This window comes from Agromyces sp. Y558, assembly GCF_059445415.1.
Window position 1 is genome coordinate 392,882 of the sequence record NZ_JCAIUH010000002.1, and the last position, 13,548, is coordinate 406,429.

General features: G+C 68.0%; 10 protein-coding genes. 7 read left to right on the forward strand and 3 right to left on the reverse strand.

Translation table 11 applies throughout. From position 1 onward, the window contains the following. Positions 1 to 2: 2 nt before the first annotated feature. The 5 genes from AC1C2T_RS13640 to AC1C2T_RS13660 are packed head-to-tail and all read left to right on the forward strand — an operon-like array spanning position 3 to position 6,286. Complete coding sequence (locus AC1C2T_RS13640) at positions 3 to 950, forward strand: carbohydrate ABC transporter permease (RefSeq protein WP_495385669.1); 948 nt, start codon at positions 3 to 5, stop codon at positions 948 to 950. 8 nt (positions 951 to 958) lie between these two features. Further along, complete coding sequence (locus AC1C2T_RS13645) at positions 959 to 1,789, forward strand: carbohydrate ABC transporter permease (protein WP_495385788.1); 831 nt, start codon at positions 959 to 961, stop codon at positions 1,787 to 1,789. A 30-nt stretch (positions 1,790 to 1,819) separates the two neighbouring features. Continuing rightward, on the forward strand, positions 1,820 to 4,864 hold the full coding sequence (locus tag AC1C2T_RS13650) for an alpha-mannosidase (RefSeq protein WP_495385670.1): 3,045 nt from the start codon (positions 1,820 to 1,822) through the stop codon (positions 4,862 to 4,864). 39 nt (positions 4,865 to 4,903) lie between these two features. Then, complete coding sequence (gene mutM / locus AC1C2T_RS13655; RefSeq protein WP_495385671.1) at positions 4,904 to 5,827, forward strand: bifunctional DNA-formamidopyrimidine glycosylase/DNA-(apurinic or apyrimidinic site) lyase; 924 nt, start codon at positions 4,904 to 4,906, stop codon at positions 5,825 to 5,827. Between the two features lie 57 nt (positions 5,828 to 5,884). Continuing rightward, on the forward strand, positions 5,885 to 6,286 hold the full coding sequence (locus tag AC1C2T_RS13660; protein ID WP_495385672.1) for a hypothetical protein: 402 nt from the start codon (positions 5,885 to 5,887) through the stop codon (positions 6,284 to 6,286). A gap of 87 nt (positions 6,287 to 6,373) precedes the next feature. Here AC1C2T_RS13660 and AC1C2T_RS13665 read toward each other — a convergent pair whose 3' ends face one another. Next, complete coding sequence (locus AC1C2T_RS13665; protein ID WP_495360443.1) at positions 6,374 to 6,931, reverse strand: dihydrofolate reductase family protein; 558 nt, start codon at positions 6,929 to 6,931, stop codon at positions 6,374 to 6,376. A 102-nt stretch (positions 6,932 to 7,033) separates the two neighbouring features. Between AC1C2T_RS13665 and AC1C2T_RS13670 the strand changes: the two genes are divergently transcribed. Further along, positions 7,034 to 7,726, forward strand: coding sequence for a TetR/AcrR family transcriptional regulator (locus AC1C2T_RS13670; RefSeq protein ID WP_495360442.1), 693 nt, complete (start codon positions 7,034 to 7,036; stop codon positions 7,724 to 7,726). Here the strand turns inward: AC1C2T_RS13670 and AC1C2T_RS13675 are convergent. Further along, complete coding sequence (locus tag AC1C2T_RS13675) at positions 7,662 to 8,744, reverse strand: GNAT family N-acetyltransferase (RefSeq protein ID WP_495385673.1); 1,083 nt, start codon at positions 8,742 to 8,744, stop codon at positions 7,662 to 7,664. The two genes, AC1C2T_RS13670 and AC1C2T_RS13675, sit on opposite strands and share 65 nt — an antisense overlap. A gap of 15 nt (positions 8,745 to 8,759) precedes the next feature. Next, on the reverse strand, positions 8,760 to 9,833 hold the full coding sequence (locus AC1C2T_RS13680) for a GNAT family N-acetyltransferase (protein WP_495360440.1): 1,074 nt from the start codon (positions 9,831 to 9,833) through the stop codon (positions 8,760 to 8,762). 172 nt (positions 9,834 to 10,005) lie between these two features. Here AC1C2T_RS13680 and smc point away from each other — a divergent pair, with 172 nt between their 5' ends. Continuing rightward, complete coding sequence (smc, locus tag AC1C2T_RS13685; protein WP_495385674.1) at positions 10,006 to 13,524, forward strand: chromosome segregation protein SMC; 3,519 nt, start codon at positions 10,006 to 10,008, stop codon at positions 13,522 to 13,524. The last annotated feature ends 24 nt before the right edge of the window (positions 13,525 to 13,548 follow it).

A 13,548-nucleotide genomic window follows, 5' to 3' on the forward strand; every position in this document is an offset into this window, starting at 1 on the left:
CGATGGCCACGCTCGCCCAAGTGCGACCGGACGCCCCGCCGGGCCGGGGACCTGCTCCCCGGCCCGGCCGGTCGAAGGCCGGCACCCGCAGATCGCTGGTGCGGAGCATTCCGCTGGTGCCGGCGATCGTGCTCCTCGCGATCTTCCTGCTGGGGCCGGTGATCAGTTCGTTCTACGGCTCGTTCACCGATGCATCCCTCACGGGGTCGGCCGCTCGGGGCTCGTCCTTCGTCGGCTTCGACAACTACGTGGAGCTGTTCGCCGACCCGGACTTCCCGAAATCGGTGATGCTGACGCTGCTGTTCCTGGTCGCGTCGGCCATCGTGGGCCAGAACATCATCGGCCTCGCCCTTGCGATCCTCATGCGGTCATCCAACCGATTCACGAGAGGCATGGTCGGTACTTTCGTCGTCACGGCGTGGGTGCTTCCCGAGATCGTGGCGGCATTCGCCGCGTACGCGTTCTTCAACGACACCGGCACCTTGAACACCCTGCTCGCCTCCATCGGGCTCGAGGGCACGAACTGGCTGTATGCGACTCCGATGCTCGCGGTGATCCTGGCGAACATCTGGCGGGGCACCGCTTTCTCGATGCTCGTCTACTCGGCAGCGCTGCAGGATGTCCCTCCCGAGATCACCGAATCCGCAGAGGTCGACGGGGCACGCGGATGGCAGCGACTCGCGTTCATCACCGTGCCGATGATCCGGCGCAGCATCTCGACCAACCTGATGCTGACGACGCTTCAGACGCTCTCGGTGTTCACGCTGATCTTCGTCATGACCGGCGGCGGACCCGGCACCGACAGCTCGACGCTGCCGGTGCTGGCGTATCAGGAGGCGTTCCAGTTCGGCAAACTCGGGTTCGGCACGGCGATCGCCACGATCCTGCTGCTCGTCGGAGCGCTGTTCTCGATCGTGTACCTGCGCGCCCTCAAACCGGAGGTGGACTGACCATGGGCATGACCTCGCCCAGCAGGCGGAGCCTGCGCTTCGTCTCGAACGGCGTGCTGCTGCTCGTCGGCCTCGCCTTCGCCCTGCCGCTCGTCTGGCTCGTGCTGGCATCGGTCGACGAGCGTGCGACCCTGTCGATCAAGTTGCCCGATGCGCTCTCCCTGCAGAACTTCGTCGAGGTGATGACGCCCGAGAAGGCGTTCATTCCGCTCCTGAACAGCCTGATCCTCTCGGCCGGATGCGCTGTCATCACGGTCGGCGTCGCGGTGCTGGCGGCCTACCCGCTGTCGCGCTATCGGATGCGCATCAACAAGCCGTTCCTCTATGGAGTGCTCTTCGGCACGTGCCTTCCGATCACGGCGATGATGGTGCCGGTCTACAGCCTGTTCGTCGCGTTCAACCTCATCGACTCGATGGGTGGCACGATCCTGTTCCTCGCCGCGACGAGCCTGCCGATGGCGATCTACATGACGAAGAGCTTCATGGACAGTGTGCCGGTCACGCTCGAGGAGGCGGCATGGATGGACGGCGCCTCGATGATGACCACGCTCACCCGCATCGTCGTACCTCTCATGAGGCCGGGCCTCGCGGTGGTGTTCATCTTCGTGTTCATCGGCGCATGGGGGAACTTCTTCGTGCCGTTCGTGCTGCTGCTCTCACCCGACAAATTGCCTGCCGCAGTCAGCATCTTCGCGTTCTTCGGTCAATACGGGTCGGTCGCCTACGGGCAGCTGGCCGCGTTCTCACTGCTCTATTCCGTTCCCGTGATCACCCTGTACGTACTCGTCTCACGAGTGCTCGGCGGGTCGTCCGCACTCGCAGGCGCCGTCAAGGGCTGATCGCACCCGACTCGTTAGGAATCATCCTCGATGCACGACAACTCCGCCCTCGTCCGCGCCCGGATCGCCCGGTTCGTGGAGGAACGCGTGAAGCCCGCCATCCACGTCGCGAGCACTCCGCTCACGCTCACCGCATGGGAGGTGCCCGACGAACCCGTGCCGTTCGCGGAGGCCGTGGCCCAGACCTTCGAACCGTTCGCCGTCGGCTCGCCATGGGGCAAGCCGTGGGGCACGACCTGGTTCCATGTCACGGGCGAAGTGCCGCTCGAGTGGGCCGGGCGCGCCGGCGCCATCGAACTCGTCGTCGACCTGGGGTTCCTCTCGGGTCAGGCAGGATTCCAGGCAGAGGGGCTCGTGTTCGACCCGACGGGTCGCATCGTGAAGGCGATCGAACCGCTCAACGACCACGTCCCGGTCGAGGCCCTGCCTGGCGGTCGCATCGACGTCTACATCGAGGCGGCGTCGAATCCGGATGTCGGCAGTGACTGGAGCTTCCGGCCGACCCCGGTCGGCGACAAGGCCACGGCCGGCATCGAGCCGATCTACCGGCTTCGACGGGTTGATGTCGCCCTGCGCGACACCGAGGTGTGGGAACTCCAGATGGACATCTGGACGCTGACGGGCCTCATGAACGAGCTCAGCAGCGACCTGCCGCGCACCGCCGACATCCTGCGGGCGCTCGAGTCGGTCGTCGACCGGATGGACCCCGACGACGTGGCCGGCACTGCATCGCTCGGCCGGGCTCTTCTCGCTCCGGTGCTCGCGCAACCCGCGTACGCGAGTGCGCACCGGGTTGTCGCGGTCGGCCACGCGCACATCGACTCGGCGTGGCTGTGGCCCGTGCGGGAGACCATCCGCAAGTGCGCCCGCACCTTCTCGAACGTGCTCGACCTGATGGATCGGGATCCGGGCTTCGTCTTCGCCGCCTCCTCGGCGCAGCAGTACGCCTGGATGAAGGCGTACTATCCCGAGCTGTTCGAGCGCATCCGGGCTCGAGCGGCCGAAGGCCGGTTCGTGCCGGTCGGCGGCATGTGGGTCGAGTCCGACACGAACATGCCGGGCGGTGAGGCCCTCGTGCGGCAGTTCCTCGCGGGCAAGGCGTTCTTCATGCGCGAGTTCGGCATCGAGCCGCTCGAGGTCTGGCTACCCGACTCGTTCGGCTACTCGGCGGCGTTGCCGCAGATCGCAGCCGCCGCCGGTTCCCGCTACTTCCTGACGCAGAAGACGAGTTGGAATGAGACCAACACGATGCCGCATCACACGTTCTCGTGGGAGGGCATCGACGGTTCGCGCATCTTCACCCACTTCCCTCCGGTCGATACGTACAACTCGGTGCTCTCGGGGGAGGAACTGGCCAGGGCGCAACGGCAGTACGCGGAGAAGGGTGCATCGAACGTGTCGCTCGTGCCGTTCGGCTTCGGCGACGGCGGCGGCGGGCCGACGCGTGAGATGCTCGCTGCCGCGGCGCGGACCGCGTCGCTCGAGGGCTCGCCGACCGTGACCGTGGCCTCGCCGCTCGCGTTCTTCGAGGAGGCCGAGCGAGACTACCCGAACCCGCCGGTCTGGTCGGGCGAGCTCTACCTCGAGTTCCACCGCGGCACCTACACCTCGCAAGCGAGGACGAAGTCAGGCAATCGGCGGAGCGAGCACCTGCTGCGCGAGGCCGAACTCTGGGCCGCGACGGCGGCGGTGCGCACGGGGGCCGAGTATCCCTACGAACGACTCGCCGAGCTCTGGCACACGGTGCTGCTGCTGCAGTTCCACGACATTCTGCCCGGCAGTTCCATCGCCTGGGTGCACCGTGAGGCCGAGGCGAGTTACGCGCGCATCGCGGGCGAGCTCGAGGAGATCGTCGGGGCCGCGATCGCGGCGCTCGGCGGCGATGATGCCAGCGCTGAGTCCGTCGACGGCGGCACGGTTGCATTCAACGCCTCGCCCTTCGCCGTGTCGGGTGTCGCGGCGTTGTCGGCCGGGCCGGTCGACACGTCGCAGACGGTGCGTGCGGAACGAACACCCGATGGCTTCGTGCTCGAGAACGCTCGCGTTCGCGTCGTCATCGATCGGCACGGACTGCTCACCTCGCTCGTCGACGTGGCGAGCGGCCGCGACGCGATCCCGGCCGGGCAACCCGGCAACCTGCTGCAGCTGTTCCGGGACACCCCGACCCAGTGGGATGCCTGGGACATCGACGAGCACTACCAACGATCCGGCACCGAGTTGCGTGAAGCGGAGTCGGTCGAACTGGTGACGGATGCCCCGGGGCGGGCGGCCGTGCGTGTCGAGCGACGCTTCGGTGCCTCGACGGTGTCGCAACTGCTCACCCTGACAGGAGACGCCACGGCCCTCGAGATCGAGACGACGGTCGACTGGCACGAGAAGCAGAAACTGCTGAAGCTCGCATTCCCGCTCGACGTGCACGCCGAGCGTGCTGCGTCCGAAGTGCAGTTCGGCCATGTGCAACGGCCGACGCACGTCAACACCTCGTGGGATGCGGCCCGTTTCGAGACATGCGCGCATCGCTGGGTGCACGTCGCCGAACCGGGCTTCGGCGTGACGGTTGCCAACGACTCCACATACGGTCACGACGTCACGCGTATCGCCGGGCCGCGCGGCGGCACGACGACCCTCGTTCGCCAGTCGCTGCTGCGCGCCCCGCTCTTCCCCGACCCTCAGAGTGATCAGGGCCGCCACCGCCTCCGCACCTCGGTTGCGATCGGCACGGATGTGCTCGACGCGGCGGAGGAGGGGTATCGGCTGAACCTCCCCCTCCGAACCATCGACGGCGCGCACGCGGTGCCGGCGCTCGTGCGCACCGATTCGCCGAGCATCGTCATCGAATCGGTCAAGCTGGCTGAAGATCGGTCAGGCGACCTCATCGTGCGACTCTACGAGGCGCGTGGCGCTCGAGCACAGGGAATGGTGACGGTCGACGGCACGGTCGACGGCATCGTGGAGACCGATCTGCTCGAGCGTGCGATCGCCGAACCGTCGGCATTGGTCGAGGCCCGCGGCGCGAACGCCGAACTCCGACTCCGCCCCTTCCAGTTGGTGACGCTCCGGTTCGCACGCAGCTGATCCGGCGGCTGGAGGGGCCGGCCGCAGTAGTCTCGAGGGATGCCTGAACTGCCCGAAGTCGAGGTCGTGCGGGCCGGTCTCGCTCCGGCCGTGACCGGCGCCGTCGTCTCGGCGGTCGAGGTGCTCGAGCCTCGTTCGCTGAAACGGCACGACGCGGCATCCGGCGATTTCGAGGCGCTGGTCACGGGTGCGCACATCGAGGCGGCCGTGCGCCGCGGCAAGTTCCTCTGGCTGCCGTTGTCGAGCGACGAGATGCGTGCCGGCCGCGCCATCGTCGGGCACCTCGGCATGAGCGGGCAGATGCTGCTGCGCACGCCAGACCACCCCGGCAATGACGCCCACGCCCGAGTGCGATTGCATCTCGAGCATCCCGAACTCGGCGAACTGCGGGTCGACTTCGTCGACCAGCGCATCTTCGGCTCGCTCGCCGTCGACCGGCTCGTACCGACCATCGACGGCGAGGTCGGCGGGTTCTCCGACGGAGTGTCGGGGGAGTGGGCGCGACAGGTGCCCGCCCAGGTCGCTCACATTGCGCGCGACCCGCTCGACCCTGCGTTCTCCGAGCGCGCCTTCTTCGCGGCACTCGCGAAACGCGACACGGCCATCAAGCGCGTGCTGCTCGACCAGGGCGTCGTGAGCGGCATCGGCAACATCTACGCCGACGAATCACTCTGGGCGGTGCGACTGCACGGCGAGCGGCCCGCGTCGACTCTGTCGACCCGTCGCGCACGTGAACTGCTCGGAGCCGTGCGCTCGGTGCTCGGCAAGGCGCTCGCCGAGGGCGGCACGAGCTTCGACGCGCAATATGTCAACGTCAACGGGGCATCCGGATACTTCGAGCACTCGTTGAACGCGTACGGGCGCGCCGGACTGCCGTGCCTGCGCTGCGGCACCGCCATGGTGCGCGAGCAGTTCATGAACCGCGGGTCGCACTTCTGCCCGCGGTGCCAGCGGCGGCGGTGAGGTCGGGGCCACCCGTCCGCCGACGAGGCCCTGTGGCTCTGGAGTGAGGATCTGGAAGTGACGCGTCGCAGGCTCCGTCAACTTACGGTTGGTGAAACCGTCTATTTCTGGACCTTCAGGCACCGATATGACGAAGGGCGCAGCGATGGTGGCCCAAGCGAAGTGGCCGTGCGACGCTCCGACCGTGCAGCGAGGTTGCGAATGGTCTTCTCGCCGGCGAACGATCGAGTCGTTTCTGATGGAGTCTACGAGTCCGGTGCCGTGATCCGATTGCCGGATCGCGCCTATCTGAACCTTCACGCGCCCGGAGTCGTGCGATCGCTCCTCGATCAGGCGCTGCTCCGCGAAATGTTCCCGGCCGAGGGAGAGCGCGAAGTCGATGGATGGATCCTCTTCGACGCCGTCGTGCTGAGACAGAACAGCAGCGCGCGGACGATGCCGGTGACAGGGACTTCCTGAATAGCTTCGGTGCCAAGCCGGGCAGGCTGGGCGAGCAGTTCATCGGGGGTCGCACTTCTGCCCGAAGTGCCAGCGGGTGGGGCGGGCTCACCGGGCGCGGTAGTGCGCATAGATCAACCCGTTGTCGAAGGCCCGCTCCTCGACCAGGTCGAGATCGAGACGTACACCGTCAGGAAAGAATCGGGTGCCGCCACCGACCACGCTCGTGGTGATGAAGAGGTGGTACTCGTCCACGAGCCCGGCCGCGATCGCCTGGGCAGCGAGGTTCGGCCCGTCGACGCTGAGGTCGTGGTCGGACTCGGCCTTGAGCTTGCGAACCGCGTCGGGGTCGAACGTGCGCTCGATTCTGGTCTTCGCGCTCGACACCGCCTCCAACGTCGTGGAGTACACGACCTTCTGTGCGGCCTTCCACTCGTCGGCGTACTGCAAAATGTACGGCGGCACGTCGGGCTGGGTGTGAACGGTCTCCCAGAAGACCATCGTCTCGTACATGCGACGGCCGTAGAGAAAGGTGCCCACGTTGCGAAAGGCGTCGCCGATGAAGGTGTGCACCTCTTCGTCTTCGGCCCCTCTGCCGAGGTCGCCTTCTGCCGCCTTGGCGTATCCGTCGAGCGAGGTGATCATCGAGTAGATGAGCTTGCCCATTTCAGCTCCTTTGCTTGAGGTGAGTCATGCAGCTCACCACTAGCAAAGTAGACCAACCCAAGTCATGAGTCAAGTGACTCACCTCTCTGGCATACTAGGCGCATGCCCCGCGAGCTCTCCGCATATCACCGCCGGATCGCCGCAGCGAACCGTGCGGCCATCGTCGACGCGGCCACAGGCCTGTTCCTCGAACACGGCTACGACCGCACATCGCTCACTCGCGTGGCCGAGCGCGCCGGGGTCTCCAAGGCGACCCTGTTCAAACAGTTCCCGACGAAGGCCGAGCTCTTCGAGGCGATGGTGCTCGCGGCAGGCGATGCACCTGCCGGAGAGGTCGTCGACCCGCCGACCGGGGACTTCAGCGCGGGCCTGACCGCCCTGGGCAGCGCGTACGTGGAGCTGCTGAACCGCCCCCGCATGGAGCAGTTGATCCGCACCTTGATCGGCGAGTCCCAGAGATTCCCCGAGCTGCGCGAGCGCACGTTCGATTTCGGCACATTGCCCGTGTTCGCGGCACTGGGGCGGTACCTCCGCGCGGAGGACGCCGCTGGATCCGCACACATCGATGATCCGGATGCCGCGGCAGCCCAGTTTCTCGGCATGATCTCCACCGTCGTCTTCTGGCCCCGCCTCATCCATGGCGGTTGGTCACTCAGCGAGGACGAGACGCGCGATGTGGTGGACGAAGCTGTGCGCACGATCGTCGCGCGGTACGGCATCATCGAACGCGCTATCGGAGCTCGCGCTGCCAGATCGACTCGAGGCCGCACCGCTGGAAACCGAGGGCGATATTGATCGCGAGCATGTGCTCGTTCTCGTCGGCGTTCCACGTGTAGACGACCGTGCGCTGGGGTGCGGCCTCGGCGAGCCGCACCAGGTTCGCGAGCTTCACGAGCATGCCGAGCCCGTTGCCGCGATGTGCACCGACGACGAGGGTGTCGTACTGGTAGGCGAACTCGCGCCCGATCGGGAGTTCGAGCTCCGTGTACCCCGCGACGTCACCGTCGCCGGTCACGGCCGCCGCCACGAGCAGGGTCGTGCCGCCGCCCCGCGACTCGGTCTCGCGGTCGCGCACCCGAGCCGCATCCCATCGCTCCTCGTCGATGATGACGCCGCCCGCGGGAACGTCGAGCACCATGCGCGCTCGAGCGGTCGCGTAGGCGTCGACGAGGTCGGCCGGGGTGCGATCGGTCCAGCACTCGACCCGGTATCCGCGCGCGTTCGCACGAGCCGCCCGCGAGTCGAGCTCACGATGGAACTCGTCGGAGCGGCCGGCCACGGTGAGGCTGCTCACCCGTTCGAGTTGCTCGAGCGAGTAGCCGTGCGCCGAGGCGAACCCGGCGGCAGGGGTGGATGCCGAAAGCCCGGCGTCGCCGTCGGGTGCGTGCAACATCGGGCCGGCGGGAAAGCCATCGGCGTCGGGATGGTCGGAGTAGGCGACCACCGTGGAGCGCCCGAGGTTGCGAGCCGCGTCCTCGGCTGCGGCGAGGAGTCGCGATCCGATGCCCCGCCGGCGATGCGAGTCGAGCACGCCGAGGGTGAGCTCGACCGTGGCGGCTCCAGCGTCCCGCTCCCAACCCAGCCCGGCCCTGCCGACCATCGTGTCGCCGACCCACGCGCCGTAGAGCGCATGCCCGCGGTTCGTGTCGTTGCGGTGCTGCCCGAGCAGCATCGCCGCCGACTCCGCGAAATGGTCGTGACCCCAGTTGACGCGCTCGAGTCGAAAGCCGAGCTCGGCGTACGCCTCGAACTCGGCGGCCTCGTCTGTGCCGAGCTCATTCGGCACGGGTACCCGGCGGATGTCCACGGTCATGATCGTTCTCTCCGATCAACCCTTCTGCCAGGCCGAATCGACCGCGACCGGTTCGAATCCCAGCGCGATGTTGATCGCGAGCATGTGCTCGTTCTCGTCGGCGTTCCACGTGATCACACGCCCTCGATCAGGTGCGGTGCGATCGAGTTCGACGAGGTTCGCGACTTTCATACGCATGCCGAGGCCGTGGCCGCGGTGATCGGCGAGCACGAAGGTGTCGTCTTGGAAGGCCACTCGCTTGCGCGGCGCAAGGAGGAACTGGGTGTACCCGGCCACGACGCCGTCGTCGGTGATCGCGGCCGTGATGATCGTGCCGCGGCCGGCATCGAGGGCATGCTGTTCCTCTGCGCGGATCCGTTCGGCGTCCCATGTCTCCTGCTCGAAGTCGATGCCACCGCTCGGCGCATCGACCGACATCCGTTCGCGCGCATGGGCCAGTGCGACGATCAGCTCTACTGGCGCCCGATCGTGCCACGTCACGAGCCGATAGCCCGGCGAGGTCGCCTCGTGCCGCGTGAGGCGCTCGTGAAACTCTTCTGCCCGGCCGGCCACCGGCATCGCACTCATTCGGTCGAGTTGACCGAGCGTGTAGCCGTGCGCGAGCGCGAAGCGGGCGGCGGGCTCGTCTGCGGCGATACTCGCATCGCCCTGCGGAGCCCTCAGACGTTCGGTCCCCGGCGCGCCGTCGTCGATGGGATGGTTGGCGCGAAGCACGAGTGTGGGTTTGCCGGCATCGCGAGCAGTGCGCTCGAGTGCTGCGAGCAGGCGGCTGGCGATGCCCCGGCGTCGCAGCTCGGGTGAGATCCCGAGGATCGTCGAGAACGCGGTTGTTGCATCGGCATCGAGTTCCCACACGACGTTCGCGACTCCGACGAGGCGATCACCGTCCCACGCGCCGAATGCGCGCCGCATCGTGTACCGCTCGTCGCTGTAGAACACGAGCAGTTCGTCGGCGCCGAAGCTGAGCTCGTCAGTGCCGTGCACCTCGACCTCCAGCGCCTCGGCGAACGCCGCGAACGCCTCGAAGTCGGCGGAATCGGGGGTTCCGAGCGAAGCGGGCACGGGAATCGGGCGGATGACGAAGTTCATTTGGAGTACTGCCTCTCCGGCCCGCGTCGATGCGGGCAGCCGATCAGGCTATCGGCGCGCTGTTTCGGCCGCAACCGCGATCGACCATCGACGGCGAGGGCGACACGACGAGGGGCATCCGCTCGGGTACGCTTTCCGAGGTATCCGCACCATCTGAGCCGCACGGGGGGCCATGTACCTGAAGAGCCTGACGCTCAAGGGCTTCAAGTCCTTCGCGCAGCCGACGACGTTCGCATTCGAGCCCGGCGTGACCTGCATCGTCGGTCCCAACGGCTCCGGCAAGTCCAACGTCGTCGACGCGCTCGCCTGGGTGATGGGCGAGCAGGGGGCGAAGACGCTTCGCGGCGGCAAGATGGAGGACGTCATCTTCGCGGGAACCTCGACGCGAGGCCCGCTCGGTCGCGCCGAGGTGAGCCTCACGATCGACAACGCCGACGGCGCGCTCCCGATCGAGTACAGCGAGGTCACGATCTCGCGCACGCTCTTTCGCAACGGAGCGAGCGAGTACGCGATCAACGGCGAGACCTGCCGGCTGCTCGACGTGCAGGAGCTCCTCAGCGATTCGGGCCTCGGCCGTGAGATGCACGTCATCGTCGGGCAGGGGCAGCTCGACCAGGTGCTGCGCGCGACCCCCGAAGATCGGCGCGGCTTCATCGAGGAGGCCGCCGGCATCCTCAAGCACCGTCGGCGCAAGGAGAAGACCCTCCGCAAGCTCGATGCCATGCAGGCCAACCTCACGCGCCTCTCCGACCTCGCGGGCGAGATCCGTCGACAGCTGAAACCGCTCGGTCGTCAGGCCGAAGTCGCGCGCGAGGCCGCGACCATCGCCGCCGTCGTACGCGATGCCAAGGCGAGACTTCTCGCCGACGAGGTCGTCGGCCTCCGTAGGGCGCTCGACGAGCACGGCAAGAGCGAGCACGAGCGCCACGCCGAACGACTCGTGCTGCAAGACCAGCTCGAACAGCACCAGGCGAAGGTGACGAGACTCGAACAGGCGCAGATCGGCGACGCCGTCGACCGGGCGAGATCGACGACCTTCGCCCTCGAGCAGGCGCAGGGCAGTCTCCGCTCGCTCGATTCGCTCGCCAGCCAGCGCATCGCCCTGCTCGGCAGCGCGCAAGAGCAGACGGATGCCTCGCCGAGCGTGACCCGCGCGATGATCGACGCGGCCGTCGCCGAGCTCACCGGTATCCGTGACGGCGTCGGCGCCGCGGCATCCGCGCTCGACGAGGCCCACGAGACCACGATGCGGCGACGGGCCGAGCTCGACACCGTCGACGAGGGCATCGCGCGCCAGAGCGCGTTGGTCTCCGCGTACGACCTCGAGCTCTCCAAGCTCACAGGCCAGGCCGACACCGCCGCCTCGAAGCTCGCGGGCGCGCGCGGCGAGGTGCTGCGCCACGCGAACGCACTCGAGGCATCGGCTGAACGCCGTGCTGCCGCCGCCACCGCGCTCGCGTCGGCCGAAGCCAACGCCGACAGCGGCGAGACCGCGGAGACCGACCTCGACGAGGCCTATGAATTAGCTCAAGCGGCGGTGTTCGAGGCCGAGGCGGAGATCGAGCGCATCCGTGAAGAGCTGCACGGACGCGAACGCGAGCACGGTGCACTCGGTGCCCGCACGCAGGCCCTCTCGCTCGCGCTCGACCAGAAAGACGGATCGGCCGCGCTCGTCGTCGCAGGCGTACGCGGCGTGCGCGGTCTCCTCGCCGAGGCCCTCCAGGTCGAACCCGGCTACGAGCCGGCGATCGCCGCGGCCCTCGGCTCGCTGAGCGATGCGGTGCTCGTCGACGACCGCGACGCGGCGTTCCGCGCCCTCGAGCATGCCGAGCGCGGCGAACTCGGCCGGGTCGCGCTCACGCTGGCCGACGCCGGTGTCACGCCCCCGGCCTCATCGTCGATCGCGGGGCTCACCGCGGCATCCGACATCGTCACCGCACCCGCCGGCGTGCTCGGCTTGCTCGCCGACGTGCTGATCGCCGACGACCTCGACGCCGTGCGCGCCGCCGAATCCGCCCTCGCGAAGCGGGCGACACCGGCCACCGTCATCACGAAAGACGGCACCGTCGTCGGCCGATTCGTGCTGCGCGGGGGATCGGGGCGCAAGCAGAGCCGCATCGAACTCATCGCCGAACGCGATCGGGCTGCTGCTCGACTCGAAGAGGTGCGCGCCGAGATCGAGCGTGCACGGTTCGAGCTCACCGAGCAACGACAGATCGTCGAGCAGTCCAAAGACCAGGCGAAGCGCGCGCTCGCCGCGCTGCGCGAGTTCGACGCCCAGCTCGCCCAGCGCACCGAGCGCTTGAATCGTGCACGCGTGCAGGCCGAAGCGGCCGACGCCGAGAGTGAGCGCCTGCGGCAAGCAGCAGCGAACGCCGAAGAGCGTGTGGTCGAGGCCGAGCAGTTCGCTGCCGCGGCGAAGACGGCGCTCGAGGCAGCACGTGCTGAGGCGCGACCGGTGCTCGAGACGAGCGCGCGTGATGGGGCGCTCGCCGCGCTCGAGTCGGCACGCGAGGCCGAGGTCGAGGCGAAGTTGCGCCTCGAGACGGCGAAAGAGCGTGTGCGTGCCGAAGAAGCCCGCATTCGCGCCATGGAAGCGCAGTTCGAAGCCGAACGGCAGGCTGCAGCGGATGCCGCGAGGCGGGCTGTGATCCGTCGAGCACAGCTCGAAGCGGCCACCCGGGTCGCCGAGGTGCTGCCAGCTGCGCTCGCGTCGGTCGACGCTTCGGTCGCCGAGGCGCGTGTCGCGCTCGGACGTGCCGAAGCCGAGCGGGCGAGCCGCAACGAAGAGCTTCAGGCGGTGCGCCGCGACGAGGCCGCCGTGCGTGAGCGCCTGCACTCGGTCACCGAGGACGTGCACGGGCTCGAACTGCGCATCTACGAGAAGAAGCTTCACGTCGGCGGGCTCGTCGAGCGCGCCGAGTCCGAGCTCGGACTGACCGAAGACGTGCTCGTCGACGAGTACGGCCCCGACCAGGAGATCCCCGCCGAAGACGAAGACGGCCAAGCTCGTCCGTACCGGCGCGAGGAACAGCAGCGTCGGCTCGCGCAAGCCGAACGCAAGATCGCCCAGCTCGGCCGGGTGAATCCCCTCGCGCTCGAGGAGTTCGCGGCGCTCGAGCAGCGCCACCAGTTCCTCACCGAACAGCTGACCGATCTCGCGAACACACGCAAGGACCTGCTGACGATCATCGAAGAGATCGACGGCAAGATGGAGTCCATCTTCCGCAGCGCCTTCGAAGACACCAGGGCGGCGTTCGCCGAGGTCTTCCCGGTGCTCTTCCCGGGTGGCGCCGGCAGCATCACGCTCACCGATCCCGAGAACATGCTCACCACGGGCATCGAGGTGAGCGTGAAGCCCGCGGGCAAGAAGATCGAGCGTCTCTCGCTGCTCTCGGGCGGTGAGCGTTCACTCGCAGCCGTCGCGCTGCTGATCGCGATCTTCAAGGCCCGCCCCAGCCCGTTCTACATCATGGACGAGGTCGAGGCGGCGCTCGACGACGCGAACCTCGGCCGGCTGCTCACGACGCTCGAGTCACTGCGCGAAGACTCGCAGCTCATCGTCATCACGCACCAGAAGCGCACCATGGAGATCGCCGACGCGCTCTACGGCGTCTCGATGCGGCAAGACGGTGTCTCGGCGGTCGTCGGCCAGCGCGTGCGCGAAGAGCGCGAGGCGAAGGCGAGCTGACGGATGCCGCGGCATCCGCTCGTC